16 protein-coding genes are annotated in these 17,297 nt (G+C 67.3%); 4 read left to right on the top strand and 12 right to left on the bottom strand.

Features of this window, described 5'->3' with window-relative positions; translation table 11 throughout:
* Nucleotides 1-6: 6 nt before the first annotated feature.
* The 5 genes from GXK59_RS00080 to GXK59_RS00060 all read right to left on the bottom strand — a co-directional run bounded on the left by GXK59_RS00080 (nucleotide 7) and on the right by GXK59_RS00060 (nucleotide 5,189).
* Nucleotides 7-996, bottom strand: a complete 990-nt coding sequence (locus tag GXK59_RS00080) for a DnaJ C-terminal domain-containing protein (RefSeq protein WP_202129032.1) — start codon at nucleotides 994-996, stop codon at nucleotides 7-9.
* A 94-nt stretch (nucleotides 997-1,090) separates the two neighbouring features.
* Nucleotides 1,091-1,771, bottom strand: a complete 681-nt coding sequence (locus GXK59_RS00075; RefSeq protein WP_202129031.1) for a nucleotide exchange factor GrpE — start codon at nucleotides 1,769-1,771, stop codon at nucleotides 1,091-1,093.
* A 2-nt stretch (nucleotides 1,772-1,773) separates the two neighbouring features.
* Nucleotides 1,774-3,636: a molecular chaperone DnaK gene (dnaK, locus tag GXK59_RS00070; protein WP_160663329.1), complete on the bottom strand. Its 1,863-nt coding sequence runs from the start codon at nucleotides 3,634-3,636 to the stop codon at nucleotides 1,774-1,776.
* Between the two features lie 385 nt (nucleotides 3,637-4,021).
* Nucleotides 4,022-4,312: a hypothetical protein gene (locus tag GXK59_RS00065; protein ID WP_160663327.1), complete on the bottom strand. Its 291-nt coding sequence runs from the start codon at nucleotides 4,310-4,312 to the stop codon at nucleotides 4,022-4,024.
* 106 nt (nucleotides 4,313-4,418) lie between these two features.
* Nucleotides 4,419-5,189, bottom strand: coding sequence for a TetR/AcrR family transcriptional regulator (locus GXK59_RS00060; RefSeq protein ID WP_160663325.1), 771 nt, complete (start codon nucleotides 5,187-5,189; stop codon nucleotides 4,419-4,421).
* A gap of 223 nt (nucleotides 5,190-5,412) precedes the next feature.
* Between GXK59_RS00060 and GXK59_RS00055 the strand changes: the two genes are divergently transcribed.
* Nucleotides 5,413-6,336 carry an NAD-dependent epimerase/dehydratase family protein gene (locus GXK59_RS00055; protein ID WP_160668895.1) on the top strand — a complete coding sequence of 308 codons (924 nt, stop codon included), beginning with the start codon at nucleotides 5,413-5,415 and terminating at the stop codon, nucleotides 6,334-6,336.
* A gap of 49 nt (nucleotides 6,337-6,385) precedes the next feature.
* Here GXK59_RS00055 and GXK59_RS00050 read toward each other — a convergent pair whose 3' ends face one another.
* Complete coding sequence (locus GXK59_RS00050) at nucleotides 6,386-8,611, bottom strand: MMPL family transporter (RefSeq protein ID WP_237393708.1); 2,226 nt, start codon at nucleotides 8,609-8,611, stop codon at nucleotides 6,386-6,388.
* Nucleotides 8,612-8,813: 202 nt separating this feature from the next.
* Here GXK59_RS00050 and GXK59_RS00045 point away from each other — a divergent pair, with 202 nt between their 5' ends.
* Complete coding sequence (locus tag GXK59_RS00045; RefSeq protein WP_160663323.1) at nucleotides 8,814-9,341, top strand: MarR family winged helix-turn-helix transcriptional regulator; 528 nt, start codon at nucleotides 8,814-8,816, stop codon at nucleotides 9,339-9,341.
* Here the strand turns inward: GXK59_RS00045 and GXK59_RS00040 are convergent.
* Nucleotides 9,283-10,620, bottom strand: coding sequence for an APC family permease (locus GXK59_RS00040; protein ID WP_237393707.1), 1,338 nt, complete (start codon nucleotides 10,618-10,620; stop codon nucleotides 9,283-9,285). The two genes, GXK59_RS00045 and GXK59_RS00040, sit on opposite strands and share 59 nt — an antisense overlap.
* A gap of 132 nt (nucleotides 10,621-10,752) precedes the next feature.
* On the opposite strand from GXK59_RS00040, the gene GXK59_RS00035 reads away from it, so the two are divergent.
* A complete protein-coding gene (locus GXK59_RS00035) occupies nucleotides 10,753-11,568 on the top strand; it encodes a methyltransferase domain-containing protein (RefSeq protein ID WP_160663319.1) in 816 nt (271 codons plus the stop codon).
* Nucleotides 11,569-11,589: 21 nt separating this feature from the next.
* On the opposite strand, the gene GXK59_RS00030 is transcribed toward GXK59_RS00035, so the two are convergent.
* A complete protein-coding gene (locus tag GXK59_RS00030) occupies nucleotides 11,590-12,342 on the bottom strand; it encodes a PKD domain-containing protein (protein ID WP_160663317.1) in 753 nt (250 codons plus the stop codon).
* A gap of 246 nt (nucleotides 12,343-12,588) precedes the next feature.
* Here GXK59_RS00030 and GXK59_RS00025 point away from each other — a divergent pair, with 246 nt between their 5' ends.
* Nucleotides 12,589-13,212, top strand: a complete 624-nt coding sequence (locus tag GXK59_RS00025; RefSeq protein WP_160663315.1) for a LysE family transporter — start codon at nucleotides 12,589-12,591, stop codon at nucleotides 13,210-13,212.
* A gap of 20 nt (nucleotides 13,213-13,232) precedes the next feature.
* Here GXK59_RS00025 and GXK59_RS00020 read toward each other — a convergent pair whose 3' ends face one another.
* The 4 genes from GXK59_RS00020 to GXK59_RS00005 form a co-directional block, all read right to left on the bottom strand.
* Nucleotides 13,233-14,819: an acyl-CoA synthetase gene (locus GXK59_RS00020; RefSeq protein ID WP_160663313.1), complete on the bottom strand. Its 1,587-nt coding sequence runs from the start codon at nucleotides 14,817-14,819 to the stop codon at nucleotides 13,233-13,235.
* A 53-nt stretch (nucleotides 14,820-14,872) separates the two neighbouring features.
* Nucleotides 14,873-16,240 (bottom strand): MFS transporter, encoded by a 1,368-nt coding sequence (locus GXK59_RS00015; protein ID WP_160663311.1) that lies wholly within the window; start codon nucleotides 16,238-16,240, stop codon nucleotides 14,873-14,875.
* Nucleotides 16,241-16,281: 41 nt separating this feature from the next.
* Nucleotides 16,282-16,737, bottom strand: coding sequence for a MaoC family dehydratase (locus GXK59_RS00010; RefSeq protein ID WP_160663309.1), 456 nt, complete (start codon nucleotides 16,735-16,737; stop codon nucleotides 16,282-16,284).
* An 88-nt stretch (nucleotides 16,738-16,825) separates the two neighbouring features.
* A partial coding sequence (locus GXK59_RS00005; protein WP_272927695.1) for an acyl-CoA dehydrogenase family protein occupies nucleotides 16,826-17,297 on the bottom strand: 472 nt, incomplete at its 5' end.

Raw genomic sequence — 17,297 nt, 5'->3', positions numbered from 1 at the left:
CCGTTCCTAGAGCCGGGCCTTGGCTGCCAGTTCGGCGCGGACGTCCTCACCGGCGGTGGCCGCGGCGAAGGTCTTGACGGCCTCCTCGGCTTCCTTGCTCAGCTTCCGCGGGACGGCGACGTCGATGGTCACCAGCAGATCCCCGGTGGCCTTGGTGTGCTTCACGCCGCGTCCCTTGACGCGGAGGGTGCGGCCCGACGGCGTGCCGGCAGGCACGCGCACCTTGACATTGTCGCCGTCGATCGTGGGAACCTCGATGTCGGCGCCCAGGGCTGCCTCCGGGAAGGTGACCGGAACGTGGATGCGCAGGTTGTCGCCGTCGCGGACGTAAAAATCGTGCGGCTTCACTGAGACGGTGACCATAAGATCCCCATAGCCGGCCGGACCGTACTGGCCCTTGCCCCGGACGCGCACCTTCTGGCCGTCCTTGATGCCGGCCGGGATGCGGACATCGATGACCTCGCCGTCCGGTTCACGCAGGCCGATGGTGGTGCCCCGGATGGAACCGGCGAAGGAAATGGAGGTGGACGCCGTCCGGTCGGCGCCCTTCTGCGGTGCACGCTGGAAGGACTGGCCCCCGCCGCCGAAGCCGCCGCCACCGCCGCCGAAGAGGTCGGCGAACTCGGGGGGAATGCCGCCGGCCGTGCTGTAACTGCCGGAGTGCCGTCCCCCGCCGCCGGTGAAGAGCCCGCCGAAGAGGTCCTCGAACCCGGCCCCGCCGGCAGCCCCGCCGCCTCCGCCGGGGGCGAAGCGTGCACCGCCGCCCATGGCCCGGATGGCGTCGTACTGCTGGCGCTCGTCGGCATCGGAAAGCACGGAGTAGGCCTCGGAGATGTCCTTGAACTTCTTCTCCGAAGCGGCATTCCCCGCGTTGGTGTCCGGGTGGTGCTGCCGCGCGAGCTTCCGGTAGGCCTTTTTGATGTCGGCGTCGGAAGCGTCCTTGGCGACTCCAAGGATCTTATAAAAGTCCTTGTCCACCCAGTCCTGGCTAGCCAATGGCGTTTCCTTTCAAATCTGTGTGCCGAGGTGACAGTTCGCGCCAATGTTTGGTCGAAACACGGGCGCGAACTGTCACTTCGATGGCGTACTGCTAGGCCGGGACGGCCACGATGACCTGAGCTGCCCGCAGGACCCTGTCGCCGGTTTTGTACCCGGAGCGCAGGACCTGGCTGACGGTGTCGATTTCGACATCCGTGCCCGGCTGCTGGATGAGGGCCTCGTGGATCGTCGGGTCGAACTCCACGCCGGTCTCATCGATGCGCACCAGGCCGTACGTCTTCAGCGCGTTCTCCAGCTTGGCGGCGATCGCGGCGAACGGTCCGTCCGTGAGGTCACCATGCTGGCGGGCGGCGTCGACGTCGTCCAGCACCGGCAGCAGGGAGTTCAGGACGCCGATGACGGCCATCTCCCCTGCCACGGCACGGTCGCGTTCAACGCGCTTGCGGTAGTTGACGTACTCGGCCTGCAGGCGGCGGAGGTCATTCCTGAGCTCCTCCGCCTCCGCGCCGTCAGCACCCTGGGCCACGGAATCCGCGGCCGGAACGTCCACACTGTTGAGGATGTCCTCGGCCTGGGACAGGGCGTCCCCGGAACCGGAGTCGGAGTCTGCCGCGGCGGCGCGCTCCTGGTCGGGGTGGCGGGCCTGGCCGGTCTTCGGGTCAACCTTGCGGTTGTCGTGGATGATCGGCTTCTGCGGCTCGTTCTCCCGCTGTTCGGCGTCGCGACGGCTCTCGGAAGAACCGTGGTCTTCTTCGTTACCGTGATGCGGCATGATTACTTCTTCTCGTCTTCGTCAACGATCTCGGCGTCGACGATGTCCTCGTCGGCTCCCGCTGCCTGCTCGCCGGCGGGGGCACCCTGGGCGCCGGTGGCGCCGTCCGGGGAACCTGCCTGGGCGTAGATGGCCTCGCCGAGCTTGGTCTGGGAAGCCTGCAGCTTCTCAAACGCGGTCTTGACGGCTGCGTCATCGGTGCCTTCGAGCGCTGCCTTGAGGGCGTCGACGTCGGCCTGGACTTCGGTCTTGACCTCTTCCGGCAGCTTGTCGGCGTTGTCAGCGATGAGCTTGTCCACGGAGTAGGCAAGCTGCTCGGCAGTGTTGCGGGTGTCGGCTGCCTCGCGGCGGGCCTTGTCCTCTGCTGCGTGCTCCTCGGCGTCCTTGACCATGCGGTCAATGTCTTCCTTGGAGAGGCTGGAACCGCCCGTGATGGTCATGGACTGTTCCTTGCCGGTGCCCTTGTCCTTCGCCGAGACGTGCACGATGCCGTTGGCGTCGATGTCGAAGGTGACCTCAACCTGCGGGACGCCACGCGGGGCCGGCGCGATGCCGGTCAGCTCGAACGTGCCCAGCGGCTTGTTGTCGCGGGTGAACTCGCGCTCGCCCTGGAAGACCTGGATGGCCACGGACGGCTGGTTGTCGTCCGCCGTCGTGAAGGTCTCGGAGCGCTTGGTCGGGATGGCCGTGTTGCGCTCGATCAGGTGCGTCATGATGCCGCCCTTGGTCTCGATGCCGAGGGAGAGCGGGGTGACGTCGATCAGGAGGACGTCCTTGCGCTCACCCTTCAGGACACCGGCCTGCAGTGCGGCGCCGACGGCGACGACCTCATCCGGGTTGACGCCCTTGTTCGGCTCCTTGCCGCCGGCGAGGTCCTTGACCAGGTCGTAGACGGCAGGCATGCGGGTGGAACCGCCGACCAGCACGATGTGGTCGATCTGGGACAACTGGATGCCGGCTTCCTTGATGACATCGTGGAACGGCTTCTTGGTGCGCTCGAGCAGATCCTTGGTGAGGTCCTGGAACTTGGCGCGGGTCAGCTGCTCGTCGAGGTGCACGGGGCCGTCGGGGGTGACGGAGAGGTACTGGAGCGAGACGTTGGTGCTCGAGGAGGAGGAGAGTTCCTTCTTGGCCTGCTCCGCGGCCTCACGCAGTCGCTGCAGGGCAATCTTGTCCTTGGACAGGTCAATGCCCTTGACCTTGAGCTGGTTCAGCAGGTAATCGACAACGCGCTGGTCCCAGTCGTCGCCGCCGAGGCGGTTGTCGCCCGCGGTGGAGCGGACCTGGATGGTGGAGAAGTTGTCTTCGTCCTTGCCAACCTCGAGGAGGGAGACGTCGAAGGTGCCGCCGCCGAGGTCGAAGACGAGGATGAGTTCGTCTTCCTTGCCCTTGTCCAGGCCGTAGGCCAGGGCGGCCGCGGTGGGCTCGTTGACGATGCGCAGGACCTTGAGGCCCGCGATTTCGCCGGCTTCCTTGGTGGCCTGGCGTTCGGCGTCATTGAAGTACGCGGGGACGGTGATCACGGCGTCCGTGACCTTCTCGCCGAGGTAGGACTCGGCGTCGTTCTTGAGCTTCATGAGGATACGGGCGGAGATTTCCTGCGCCGTGTACTTCTTGTCGTCAATGGCGACGGACCAGTCGGTGCCCATGTGGCGCTTGACGGAAGCAATGGTGCGGTCAATGTTGTTGACGGCCTGGCGCTTGGCGATTTCGCCAACCAGCACTTCGCCGGACTTGGAGAATGCAACAACCGACGGCGTGGTGCGGCCACCCTCGGCGTTGGCAATGACGGTGGGCTCGCCACCTTCGAGAACGGAGACGACGGAGTTGGTTGTTCCGAGGTCAATACCTACTGCACGTGACATGTGTTGCGTCCTTACTTTCCGTGGAAACTCGCCGGGATGGCCGCGGACCGCAATGCCTCTAACGGCAAAGGATCCGACGGTGATTGAGCGATCTGCACTCAACTTTACTCAGACCCCGATTAAAGTCAATCCAAAGTTGAGCGTCATGCGCTCAACTTTGGATTTTGGACGGCGCGGCCCGCTCGTTGGAAGTCGCTCTCCCCCGGAATCCGGGGAGTACCCGGCCAACAGTGCGGCCAGCCGCCGGGTATTTCGCTGTGCGCGAAGTCCGCCGTCAGCGCTCCCCGCGGTCAGCTTCGTCGGTGTCTGCGTTCCGCTCCACTGCGTTCCGTGCGGGCACCTCATCAGCGCCCCGCCCAGCGGCGCGCGAGGCGCCGGCGGTACCTTAGTCGCCTTCGGGATATTCGCCTTCCTCGGCGTCAGCCGGCGTCGCGGCGGTGCCACCCGCCGCGCCGTAATCGCCTTCGGGGTAACCGCCTTCCTCCGCGCCGACGGCGGTGGCGCCGCTGGTGCCGGCCGCCCCGTAGTCGCCGGTGGGGTATTCGCCCTCTTTGGCCTCGGGCGGGTTCTCCCCGGCGGTGCCGGCCGTGCCGTAGTCCCCCTCGACATACTGGCCTTCCGCGGCCTGCTCTTCGGGTTCCGCTGCTGTTCGATCAAACTCGCTGTTTTCGGACATGGTTGGATCCTTCCTGGAAGCCTCGGCGCGCCCAGGCAGGCGCAGGGGCAGTCTATCGAGCGCCACCGGGAGACAACAGGGGGCAAGGAAAACCCCGGGGCATCGGCTATTCCGGGTGATCGGCGGCTTGCCGGCCGGCCTGGGTCGCTGGCTGCTCAAGGCCTGCGAGGTCCGCCAGCACGGTCAGATGGTGGGCGAAGAGTTCATCCGGGGCGCTAAAGGTGTCCGCGCCGTACTGGCCAAAAACCTCGAAGCTGATGGCTCCGAACAGGGACGTCCAGACGAGGGCACCGCGCGCCAGCAGCCCGTCGGGCACCGCGAGTCCCATCCCGCTGCGGATCCGCTCCAGGTCGGCGGAAAGTGCGGGGACGACGACGGTCTGACCGTCAGGCGCGGCCAGCCGCCCGGCCCGGTAGGCGCCGTCCAGGAGCGCCATCAGGGCGTAGATCACCCGGGTACCCGGCGCCGTGGTCCGCTCGACCGGCGCCTGGTATCCGGGCACAGGGCTGCCGAAGAGGAGCCCATAGCGGGCCGGTTCGCGCAGCGCCCAGCGCCGCACAGCGGACCCCAGTGCGCTGAACCGCCCGGCAAAGTCGGTCACGGGCAGGGCAGCGACGGCGGTGTCGACTTCGTCTCCGAGTTCGTTGTACGCGTCGATGAGCAGCAGGGTCAGCAGCTCTTCGCGGTTCTCCACGTACCGGTAGACCGCCGAGGAGACCACGCCGAGATCCCGCGCCACGGCGCGAAGGGAGAGCGCGGCAGCCCCGTGCACTGCCAGATGCTCCCGGCCGAGGCGCACAATGTCCTCGATGGTCCGTGCCCGGGCACGCTCGCGGGGAGTGGGAGGCTTCACGGCCAGGTCAGTGGTCTGCGGCATGGCTCCAGCATTCCACAAAGCAGAGCAGTGTCAACAAATGTGAGCACTGCTCTTGACTTTCGCCCCAGCCGGATCCATCCTGAATTCAGAGAGCAGTGCTCTCAGGTTCAGGTTGCGGCCTGGCCAATCCAGCCCCAGCCCGGGCCGCCGCGGCCCGTGCGACCACAACGAAAGCGAGAACACCTTGTCCCAGTCCGTATCCCCCGAGGCCCCGGCCACTGCCCTGTTTGTCGTCACGGGCGCCGGCCCCGTCGGCTGGACGGTGGCCGAACAGCTCGCCGCAGCGGGCCACCGGGTGCGGGTGCTCACCCGCTCCGGCACCGGACCGGACAACCCGCTGATCGAAAAGACGGCCGTCGATGTGTCCGACCTTGCGCGGCTCGGCGAGCTGTTCCGGGGCGCCAAAGCCGTGTTCCACTGCATCCACGGATCGCAGTACAGCGCAAAGGTCTGGGCGGAGGAACTGCCCGGCGCCGAGGAGGTGGTGCTTGCCGCGGCGGGCGAGGCCGGCGCCGTCGTCGTGTTTCCGGAAAGCCTGTACTCCTACAGCGAGCCGGAACGGCCGATGACCGAGAAGGGCCCGCGGGAGGCCCGCGGCGGCAAACGGGGTATCCGCACCGCCCTGCTCGCGGCCCGTGCGGCGTCCGCAACGGACACCGTGAGTGTGGTGGCGAGCGATTTCTTCGGTCCCAGGGTCCGCGGCGCGCATGCCGGCGAGCGCATGGTGAAGCCGGTCCTGGCGGAAAAGCCCCTGATGGTAATTGGCAACGCTGGGCTGCCGCATTCCTTCACCTATGTGCCGGACCTGGCCGCCGCCATGATCAGGGCAGCTCAGGATCCTGCGCTGTGGAACCGGGTGTGGCACGCACCGACCGGCCCCGCGCTCAGCCAGCGGAAGATTGCTGCAGCGTTCGCCGCCGCTGCCGGCGTCCGGGCGCCGCGGGTGGCCGCCGTCCGCGGGTGGGTGCTGCGGACGGTGGGCATGTTCTCCGCCGGAACGCGGGAACTGGCCGAAACCCTGTACCAGTTCGAACGCCCCTTCGTGATGGACTCGAACGCCAGCGAAGCGGCCCTGGGGCTGCAGCCCACGCCGCTCAAGGAAGCAGCCGCCGCCACCGTTGCCTGGTGGAGGGACCAGGAACAGTGACGGCGGCTGCGGCTGCGGGGCGAGGCGGGTGCGCAGTCGCGGGTGCGGGCTAGCGGATTCCCGCCTCCGCGGATTCCGCCTCCGGGGCGGCCGGGCGGACACGCTCGGTTGCATCCATCTGCGCGCGCCCCAACTTGCTCGGCCACCAGATCCGCGGGCTGATGTCGTAGGCCAGGGCCGGAACCAGCAGCGACCGGACCAGGACGGTATCCAGCAACACGCCGAAGGCCACAATGAAGGCCAGCTGCACGAGGAACATGATGGGGATAACGCCCAGGGCGGCAAACGTGGCCGCGAGGACCACCCCGGCGGAGGTGATCACGCCGCCCGTGACGCCCAGGCCGCGCAGGATGCCGGGCCGGGTGCCGTGCTTAATGGACTCCTCCCGGACCCGGCTCATGAGGAAGATGTTGTAGTCCACCCCCAGCGCCACAAGGAAGACGAAGCCAAAGAGCGGGACGGTGGCATCGGCTCCCGGGAATCCAAAGATGTTGTTGAACACGAAGGCGGAGACTCCCATGGCGGCGGCGTAGGACAGCACCACCGAGGCAACCAGCAGCACCGGCGCCAGCACGGAGCGCAGCAGCAGCATCAGGATCACCAGGATCACCGCGAGGACCACAGGGATGATGGTGACGAGGTCACGCTGGGCAGTGGTGTTCGTGTCCAGGGCCGTCGCCGTCACTCCGCCGACCAGGGCGCCGTCGTCGATTTTCTTCAGTTCCTGGCGGAGGGCCACCACGACGTTTTCAGCCTCGTTGGAGTCCGCGGCGAAGTCCAGCGTCGCGTTGATCAGGACCTTGCCGTCCCTCACCGCAGGAGCCGTGGGAGAAGCCGGGGCGCCGGGTGCGGCCGGAGCGCCGGGGACGATCGGAACGCTGCCTTCGGCCAGCAGGTAGGCGGCCCCGACGCCGTCGGTCGCTTTGGTCTTGGCCAGCACGTCCTGCGCCTTCGCCTCGTCAGCGACGATCACGGCAGGACTGCCGGAGCCCGCGTCGAAGTGACGGGCCAGGGCGTCCTGGCCGTCGACGGCGTTGGAGGCGGTGAGGATCACGTCGGTCTGCGGGACGCCGTTTGCCTTGAGCTGGAGCACGCCGGCGGAGGCCATCAGGAGCAGCAGCACGGAGGCGACCCAGACAGTCCGCGGCCGGCGGGACACGAGGGACCCGGTGGCGCGCCACAAGCCCTTCTGGCCCTCGAGGCCGGTGACGAGTTCGGGCTCGCGCTCAGTCTCCGGGAGCAGCTTGGGGCGGAACGGCCAGAACGCGGCGCGGCCCAGCAGCGCCATCAGCGCTGGCAGCAGGGTCAGGGCCGCGAAGAGGGAACACAGGATGCCTGCGGCCGCCACGGGGCCGAGTGCCTTGTTCGAGTTGAGGTCGGACAAGAGCAGGCACAGCAGCGCGATGATGACGGTGGCGCCGGAGGCCAGGATAGGCTCCCAGGCCGCCTTCCACGCGGTGAGCGCGGCGGCCGTCCGGTTGGTCGTGTGCGTCAGCGCCTCACGGAACCGCGCCACATAGAGCAGCGCGTAGTCAGTGGCGGCACCGATCACCAGGATGGACAGGATGCCCTGGCTCTGGCCGTTGAGCTGGATCCAGCCGAGCTTGGCCATCCCGAAAACCAGCAGGATGGCGGCGCAGAGCGCGAAGACCGAGGTGAACAGCACGGCGATCGGCAGCAGCAGCGAGCGGTAGACGATCAGCAGGATCAGGAAAACCGCGGCAAGGGCCACCAGCAGCAGGATGCCGTCGATGCCCGCGAAGGCGCTGACGAGGTCCGCGGCAAGCCCGGCCGGACCGGTTACGAAGGTCTGCATTCCCGCCGGAGCGGATGCCTGCACCTCCGCGCGGAGTTCCTTGACGACTTCCTTCACTTCGCCGGCCGATTCGATCGGGACTACAAACTGCACGGCCTTGGCATCCTCGGACGGGATGGGGCCGACGACGGTGCTGCCGGCGCCCAGCGCCTCCAGCTTGCCCTTGAGGGCTGCCACCTCGCCGAGCTGGGCCGGGGTGAAGGCCGAGTCGCTCTCTATGACAATGACGGCTGGGACCTCATTGGTGTCCCGGAACTTGGCCTGCCAGTCCCGGACCTCCGTGGCCTCGGCTCCCGTCGGCAGGAAGGACGCCTGGTCATTGGAGGAGACCTCGCTCAGCCGGCCAAAAGTGGGCCCGCCGATCCCGGCGATGGCCAGCCAGGTGACGACGAGCAGGACGGGAATCAGCCAGCGCAGCCAGAAAGGGACGCGGGCACTGCCGTGTGGTGTCTTGTTCATGGTTCCTTCTGGTGCATGCCTGGGAGGAGTAGAATTGAGTCCATAGTAGACTATCTCCACTATGGAGATAAACGGGTGGGGTCCAATTCTTGGGAAATACTTCGACGCCGGGCCGGTCCGAGGCCGAGGTCCGCTGAAGTAAACTCCGGAGGGCGCCTGCTGCGGAGCAGTGGGCAAGGCAAAGGAGAGAGGAAGGTTCGCCGTGACAGTTGATCCGCCGGGACGCCCCGAATCTTCCGGACCGCCTTCCGGACCGCCGCCGTTGGTCCGCTTGCTTCAGGAATTCAGCCTCGAGGCCAACCGCTACGTGGATTCCGCCGGCGGCCGCAACGACATGCACCGGACGGACCTCAATGCCCTGGCCGTGATCATGCAGCACACCGCGAGGAACCAGATCGTCACGCCGGGCGTGCTCCGCAAGGAACTCCACCTGAGCTCACCCGCCACCACGGCACTGATCGACCGGCTGCACAGCTCCGGCCACGTGATTCGCGAGCGGGAGGGCCCGGACCGCCGCCAGGTCCAGCTCCGCATGACCCCCAAGGCCTACCGCGACGGCGGCGCCATGTTCCAGCCGCTGGCCCGGCACATGGCGGCCGCGATGGCCGAATTCACTCCGGAGGAACTGGACATCGCGACGCGGTTCATGTCCTCGATGATCGAGGCGACGGTCAGGGCCGGGCAGGAGGCCGCGCAGCAGCCGGCACCGGCTCCCGCCGACCGGCACTAGTTGGCGTTTTCGCGCGTCCCAACTGCCATACCCGTGCGCCCGGCCGGCCAGCCAAGATGGCGGCCACGGCCAGCCCGAGCGGGACCACGAGTGCCCATCCGCTGAAGAGCAGCACGGCCAGCATCACAGCAGCAGCCACTATGACTCCGAGCCAGGCCGGCGTCCGGGTGGGCAGCAAACGGATCCCGGCGAGCAGGCCAAACGCCGTCACTGCGGTGAAACAGGCCGACGCCGCCCCGATCTGGAGCTGCAAGTCGACCAGCCCGGCTGCCGCCGCCCCGAAGGACAGCAACGTCATCACGCCCAGCAATCCCAGGCTGGCCGTGGGCACCTCCCCCGGACCGGCGCCCCGCGCGAGGGCCCGCGGCAAAACGCCGTCGGACGCCAGGCTCGCCCCCAGCCTGCTGGCGCCGGCGACAAAGGTGTTGACCGGACCGAAGGTCAGCACCGCGGCGGCGGCGGTCAGCGGCGCAGCGAATCCGCCCAGTCCCTTTTCGAGCAGCTCCGCGATCGGCACCTCGCTGCCCGGAAGTGCGGGGCCCAGCACAGCGACCGACGCCGAGACGACGCCGAGGTAGACCACACCGACCACAATCAGGGTGAGCCAGGTGGCCCGTTTGAGGTCACGTTCCGGGTGGCGGAACTCCCCGGCGATATGCGTGACCGCCTCCCAGCCGGCGAAGCAGAAAAAGAGCAGGCTGGCCGCGCCGCCCACGGCCCAGTAGCCGTGCGGCGCGAACGGCTCGAAGTTCCCCGCCCGTCCAAACGGTGCAGCCAGGGCGACGGCCAGTGCCAGCAGTCCGACGAGCAATACCATCAGTACCAGCTGGATGCCGCTGGACATCCGGATCCCGACGGCGTTGCTCGCGAAAGCGGCGGCCAGCAGCAGTGCGGCGGCCACCAACGCCGTCCCGCGCCCGCCGCCCAGCGCGTGGGCGATGTAGTTGCCGCCGATCACGGCTGTCGCCGGGGCACCGAAGGGAATGGCGAAGTAGAAGAGGTAGCCGGCCACGACCGCGGCACGGCGTCCGTAGGCGCGCGTGACAAAGTGGGCGATTCCGCCTGCGTCGGGCTGCTGGCGGCTCATCTCAGCGAAACTGAAGGACACGGGGGTGCAGAACACCAGCAGCAGGGTCCAGGCCAGGAGCGACGCTGGCCCTGCCTCCTTGGCAGCGATGGCCGGGAGGACCAGGATGCCCGAGCCCAGGATCGCCCCGACGTAGATGCCGGTGGCCCGGAACAGGCCGAGCCCTGACTGCTTGCTGCTGTTGGTGTTCACTCCTCTAATCACCCGCGGAACCGCCCCGGCCGGAAGCGGCAAAACGGACGGCCGCGCGCGAAATCCTGCCGTCTTCCCGGCCGTTACCCCCGCTTTCGCGGATTTGCCGGTGCGGGGCGGTAGCGTTTCATTATGAGTGCGCAGCAGCCTGAAGATGTGTACAGCCACGGCCACCACGAGTCTGTGGTCCGCGCCCACGCCTCCCGGACGGCGGAGAACTCCGCGGCGTTTGTGATCCCGCACCTGACCCCGGGGGTTTCGGTGCTCGACGTCGGCTGCGGGCCGGGCAGCATCACGTGCGATTTCGCCGGGCTCGTCTCCCCCGGGAAGGTCACCGGGCTGGACCGCTCGCCCGAGGTGATCGGCCAGGCGGCCGCCCTCGCGGCCGAGCGGGGCGTGCAGAACGTCGAGTTCGTCGCCGGCAACATCTACGACCTCGACTTCGAGGACGAGACATTCGACGTCGTGCACGCCCACCAGCTCCTGCAGCATCTCACGGACCCTGTTGCGGCCCTGCGGGAAATGCGCCGCGTCGCCAAGCCCGGCGGGATCGTGGCGGTGCGCGACGCAGATTTCCACGGCATGAGTTGGTACCCGGCCGTCCCCGAGCTGGATGAATGGATGGAGCTCTACCAGCGGATCGCACGCCGGAACGGCGCCGAGCCCGACGCCGGCCGACGCCTGGTTTCCTGGGCCCAGTCCGCCGGGTTCACCGACGTCGCACCCTCCAGCAGCAACTGGCTCTACGCGACCGGCCAGCAGCGCCGCTGGCAGGCCCGGGTGTGGGGCGAACGCGTGCTGCACTCGGCCTTTGCGGACCAGGCTCTCGAATACGGCTTCGCCAACGCCGCCGACCTTGCCCGGATTTCGGCCGGCTGGCACCGCTGGGGTTCCACGGACGACGGCTGGTTCCTGATCCCCAACGGCGAGGTGATCGCCCGGGCGTGAGGCGGTTGGCGCCGGAGCCGCCTAATCCGGCAGCGCGGGAAGCGTCACGCCGGCGGAGGCCCCCATGCCTTGGTTCTCAGTGAACCCGACGACGCCGATCTTCACGTCCTTGAGCCGGTGGACGTCCGTCATGGTCGCGGTGCGTGTGTGGCCCTCCACAATCCCGGCCGGAAAACCGTCAACGGTCAGACCCCAGCGGTAGGGCTCCGGCCCGCCCGGCTCCCACGATATTTGGACGGTGCTGATGCCGCCCGAGTGGGCGGTCACCACCACGCTCACGTTGATGGGCGCGGCGGGGAGTCCGTCCCGCGGCCCCCGGCCGATGTGGACCCCGGTCGATGCCGTCGACAAGCCTCCCGTGGCATGGGTAATCCGCACCGTCGCCTTACCCTCGAACGCGGCGGCGTACCTGTGGGGAGCCACGGGGAGCGGCCCCACCTGATCGATGGCACCGTCGCCGTCGAAGTCCCATTCGTACTGAGCGATGCTGACGCCGCGGGGCAGCGACGCCGAGACGTCGAAGGTGATCGTTTGTCCGGGCATGGCGTAGTAGTCGGGATTGGCGAACCGCGCCTCGGGCAGCGGCACGGCCGCCGGGCCCGCGGTGCTCCCGGGATTCGCCGCAAATAGGGTGCCGGCAGTCCGGGGCGTGGCGGCCGCTGCGGCTGTGGCCTGGGTGGCGGATACTGGCGGCGGTCCGGCCCCTGGCAACGCGCAGGACGAGGTGGCCAGGACGACAGCTCCCGCAAGCATCGTTCCGACAATCCGGTCCATAGACTCCCCAAGTCTGGCTGCACGCACTGATGCCGCACGGTTGAGTGCATCGTAGCGTCCCACAGCCGGGCTGTCTCCCACTCGCCGGTTCGCTGGCGGATATGAATACGGGGGCCACGCCCGCCATTTGCCGGAGATGGCCGCTATGGGGACGGCCAGAGCGGCCATTTCTGGCGAATGGCCGGCGTGTGACGGTGTTGTGAAGCGGCGGCCGGCTGGGCCCGTCCGCGGCCGTAAACTGAATCAGTGCAACCCTCCCTTTGGCTGGCCCTGGCGGGCGCCGGTGTCCTGATCAGCTTTACGCCCGGTGCGGGCGCCATCAACACCATGAGCAATTCCCTGAACTCCGGCTTCCGGCGTTCCATCTGGGGGATCCTTGGGCAGCAGGCCGCGCTGGTGGTGCACATCGTGATCGTGGCCCTCGGCGTCGGGGTGCTGGTGGCCAGCTCTCCGGTCGCCTTCAACGTGATCCGCTACGCGGGCGCCGCCTACCTCGTCTATCTGGGCATCCAGCAGTTCCGGCACAAACCCGATCTGGACCAGGAAAAGGCCGCCGCGCTGCGGAACGAGCCGGCATTTTCCATGTTCCGCCGCGGCCTGTGGGTCAACCTGCTGAACCCCAAGGCGATCGTGTTCTTCCTCGCCTTTATGCCTCAGTTCATCCGCCCGGAGAACCCGCTCCTGCCGCAGTACCTGACCCTGTCAGCCACCGTGATCGTGATCGACGTCCTAGTGATGTGGTTCTTCTTCGCCGCCGCGGCCAAGACCTTCCAGCGCTTTACCCACGATGCCCGCGGCCAGCGCACCCTCAACCGGACGTTCGGCGTGCTGTTCATGGCCGTCGGCGTCATGCTGGCCCTCATTCACTGACGGGCGCAGGCCACGGCCAGTTATGGCTGGATGGCGCTCAGCTTCCGCAGGTCGGCCTTCCTGATCTTGCCGCTGGCGGTCCGGGGCATCTCATCGACAAACACCACGGACTTGGGGATTTTGTAGCGTGCCAGGCGTCCATCCAAGTACCGCCTGAGCTGCTCTTCCGTGAGTTGGGCACCCTCGCGCAGAAGAACGACGGCCCGGGGCACTTCACCCCATTTCTCATCCGGCACGCCGATGACGGCCACGCTTCCCACCGCCTCGAGTTCCGTGATGGCCTGCTCCACTTCGGCGGGATAAATGTTCTCGCCGCCGGAGATGATCATGTCCTTGATCCGGTCCGAGACGAAGACGAACCCGTCGTCATCCTTGTAGCCCATATCACCTGACTTGAACCAGCCGCCCTCCGCGTATGACTCGGCGGTGGCGTCAGTCCGGTTCCAGTACTCGGGGATCACGTTTGGGCCCTTGATCTGGATCTCTCCCCCAGTTCCGGGCTCCGCGGTGCCGGCTATTGGGTCGGCTATGCGGACGTCGGTGAAGAAGTGCGGAAGCCCGGCGGAACCGGCCTTGTCGCGGGACCGCGCCGCGGGGAGGACCGTGGCTGCAGGCGCGGTTTCGGTCATGCCGTAGCCGGTGCCGATCTGCAGGCCCCGGGACTCATAGGCGTCGAGCACCCGCATCGGGATCGCGGACCCCCCGCAGGTGAGCTTGTTCAGCGAGCTAAGGTCCGTCGAGGCCCACGCGGGATGTTCGCAGATGAGCTGATAGGTGGTGGGGACGCCGCTCATAGTGGTGACGCTGTACTGCTCGATGAGGGCCAGGACCCGGCTGGGGTCAAACCTGGATTCGAGGATGACCGTTCCGCCTTTGAGCAGCGTCGGGAGTACGCCCATATCGAGGGACGCGACGTGGAACATCGGCGAAATCATCAGCGCCACGTCCTGCGAGGAGAAGTCGAAATCAACGATCACGTTGATGCAGTTCCATGTGACGTTGCCGTGGGTCAGCAGGGCGCCCTTTGGCCGGCCCGTGGTACCGGAGGTGTAGAGGATCATGGCACCGTCGTCCAGCGTGACCGGTTCGTCGACCGGCTGGTCCGAACCGGAGGCCACCAGGTCCTCAAAGTCCTCCACCGCCGCTGCGTCCGCCCCGCGGGCAGCCTGCACGCCGCCGCCTGCCGCACTGGCCGAGGAACCGTCAAGGGAATCGGCGACGACGACGAGTCTCGCCACTGCCGTGCCGGCCGACCCGCGGGCTGCCAGGTCGCCGAGGCTGCCGGCATGGACCAGGGTCCCGGCGCCGCAGTCCTGCAGCTGGAACTGGATTTCCGGGGGCGCCAGCCGCGTGTTGAGCGGGACGAAGATGGCGCCGAGGGTTCCGCACGCAAAGAGGGTCTCCAGGAAGGACGGGTGGTTCTCGCCCAGATAGGCAACCCTGTCCCCCTTGGCCACGCCGCGGTCCCTCAGGGCGTTGGCGAGCCGGACGGTCCGGTCCGCGAACTGTTCATAACTGAGTTCCCGGCCTCCGCTGATCAGGGCGGTTTTGCTGCCGGACTTCGGGCGGCGACGTTGCAGCCACGAGCCGATGCCAAAATTTTCCACGGCGAATCCTTTCTACTGTGAGGTTAGCCCGCGTGACGGGACCCGATGAAGGGTCAGGCCTGGACGGTGCGGAGGTCGTTGTTCTTCGGTTCCCGGGTCAGCAGGATGAAGACGATGGAGACCACCGACATGGCCGCCAGGTACCAGACCACCGATGCCGTGTCCTGGCCTGAGTCCTTGAAGATCTGGGCCACGATGCCCGGAGTGAACCCGGCACCGAGCAGGGTTGCCAGCTGGTAGCCCAGGGACGCGCCGGTGTAGCGGGAGGTGGTGCCGAACTGCTCGGACACGAAGGCCGCCAAAGGACCGAACAGCGTGGAATGGATCATCAGGCCGATGGCGAACGCCACGAAGATCAGCATGATGTTGTTGGAGGAGAGCAGCTGGAACATCGGCACCAGGTAAATGATGAAGAGAACCAGGCCGCCGATCATCACCGGCCGCCTGCCCACCTTGTCCGAAAGCCGGCCGCCCATGATCACGAACACGATGGAGATCAGCGAGGCGGCAGCAAAGGCGTACAGCACGCCCTGGCGGTCCGCGCCCTTGGAGACGGCGTAGGTCACCGAGAACGTCGCCAGGACCACCTGGAGGGCGAAGCCGGCGGCGCCGGCCAGCATGGTGAAGATCAGGGTCTTGGGGCGCCGCAGTACCAGCAGCAGCGGAATATCCCGCTTGGCAGTGAGGCCCTGGCGGATGGCTTCCTGGTCAGCCTGTGCCTTTTCGGCCTTTTCCTGTTCCAGTGCGGCCTTGAAGATAGGGCTTTCGGAAACCTTGAGCCGGACGAACATGCCCACGCCCAGCAGCACGAAGGAGAGCAGGAACGGCACCCGCCAGCCCCAGGCGAGGAACTGGTCGTTCGGCAGCGCCGAGAACGCGCCCATGATCAGGGTGCCCAGGACGGCACCGGTGGGCGCCCCGGCGTTGACGAACGAGGCGGCAAACCCGCGCTTGCCCGATTCGGAGTGCTCCAGCGCCATCAGGGCGGCCCCGCCCCATTCCCCGCCGACGGCGATGCCCTGGAAGACGCGAAGAATCACCAGGAGCACCGCACCCCAGGGTCCGGCCACGGAGGCACCTGGTACCAGCCCGATCAGGGTGGAAGCCAGGCCCATGACCAGCATGGAGATGATCAGCATGCCCTTGCGGCCCATCCTGTCGCCGAAGTGGCCGAAGATGATTCCGCCAACCGGGCGGGCCACGTAGCCCGCGGCAAACGTGCCGTAGGCGGCCACAACGCCAACCCAGTCGTCCATGCCGCTGAAGAAGACCTTCGGGAAGACAACCGCTGCGGCCGTGGCGTAGAGGAGGAAGTCGTAGTACTCGATGGTGCTGCCCAGGTAGCTGGAGGCAATGACCGTGCGTGCTTCCTTGCGTCGCTCGGCGGTGCCCATCGCTTGAAGCTGAGTGAGTCCTGACATGGTTGTTCCTTTGAACAGAGGGAGGGTTCCTGGAGGGGTTTTTACTTGTAGAAGCGGGCGAGGAATTCCGCGACGACTGCGGGGCGCTCCTGGCCTTCGATCTCGATGGTGTTGGCGACCTTGATCTGGGCGCCGCCCTTGACCTCGGTCACTTCGCTGATGGTGGCCCGCATCCGGATCCGCGCGCCCACCTTGACCGGGGACGTGAAGCGGACCTTGTCCAGTCCGTAGTTGACCTTCGCGGTGACGCCGTCGACGTCGAACAGCTCGCCCCAGAAAGGGATGATGAGCGAGAGGGTGAAAAAGCCGTGGGCGATTGGGGCGCCGAACGGGCCGTCCTTGGCGCGTTCCGGGTCAACGTGGATCCACTGGTCGTCACCGGTGGCGTCGGCGAACTTGTTGATCTGTTCCTGGGTGATTTCGCGGTACTCGCTGACCCCGAGATCGGTGCCGGCGAGAGTGAGCAGTTTGTCGAAATCGACGACGAGATTGGGCATGGTGTCCTCCTGGAGGGCTGGATGGGGTAGGGAACTGTCCGACGGCGGTGCCGGAGCGGGGGTGTGCGGGTTTTGGTGGGTGCCGGGGTCAGCGGGTGAAGGCGCTTTCGCCGGTCAGGGCCCGGCCGACGATGAGGGCGTTGATTTCGTGGGTGCCTTCGTAGGAGTAGACGGCCTCGGCGTCGGCGTGGAAGCGTGCGACGTCGGTTTCGAGGGTGATGCCGTTGCCGCCGACCACTTCGCGGGCCAGGGCCACGGTTTCGCGCATCAGCAGGGATGTCTGCATTTTGGCCAGGGCGGAGTCCTGGTCCCGGTAGATGCCTTTGGATTGCTGTTCGGTGAGCCGCACCACGAGGGACAGCGCCGAGGTGACGTTTCCGAGCATCCGGGCCAGTTTTTCCTGGACCAGCTGGAAGGATCCGAGCGTGCGGCCGAACTGCCGGCGTTCCGTGACGTAGCGCAGTGCCGCCTCGAATGCACCGGCCGCGATGCCCGTGGCGATCCAGGCAACGTCCGAGCGCATCGCGCGCAGCATTGCCGCGACGTCCCGGAAGGAGTTC

Origin of the sequence: Pseudarthrobacter sp. ATCC 49987, from assembly GCF_009928425.1 — a bacterium.
Lineage (GTDB): Bacteria > Actinomycetota > Actinomycetes > Actinomycetales > Micrococcaceae > Arthrobacter.
The sequence above is the reverse complement of the archived record's forward strand: the minus strand, read 5'-3'. Positions and strand labels throughout refer to the sequence as shown.

Bases quoted from the DNA above. Each gene is read 5' to 3' on its own strand.
- GXK59_RS00060 (WP_160663325.1), bottom strand. From the start codon at position 5,189: ATGCCGCAGACCACTGACCTGGCCGTGAAGCCTCCCACTCCCCGCGAG.
- GXK59_RS00015 (WP_160663311.1), bottom strand. From the start codon at position 16,240: ATGTCAGGACTCACTCAGCTTCAAGCGATGGGCACCGCCGAGCGACGC.
- GXK59_RS00035 (WP_160663319.1), top strand. From the start codon at position 10,753: ATGAGTGCGCAGCAGCCTGAAGATGTGTACAGCCACGGCCACCACGAG.
- GXK59_RS00065 (WP_160663327.1), bottom strand. From the start codon at position 4,312: ATGTCCGAAAACAGCGAGTTTGATCGAACAGCAGCGGAACCCGAAGAG.
- GXK59_RS00075 (WP_202129031.1), bottom strand. From the start codon at position 1,771: ATGCCGCATCACGGTAACGAAGAAGACCACGGTTCTTCCGAGAGCCGT.
- dnaK (WP_160663329.1), bottom strand. From the start codon at position 3,636: ATGTCACGTGCAGTAGGTATTGACCTCGGAACAACCAACTCCGTCGTC.
- GXK59_RS00050 (WP_237393708.1), bottom strand. From the start codon at position 8,611: ATGAACAAGACACCACACGGCAGTGCCCGCGTCCCTTTCTGGCTGCGC.
- GXK59_RS00030 (WP_160663317.1), bottom strand. From the start codon at position 12,342: ATGGACCGGATTGTCGGAACGATGCTTGCGGGAGCTGTCGTCCTGGCC.
- GXK59_RS00010 (WP_160663309.1), bottom strand. From the start codon at position 16,737: ATGCCCAATCTCGTCGTCGATTTCGACAAACTGCTCACTCTCGCCGGC.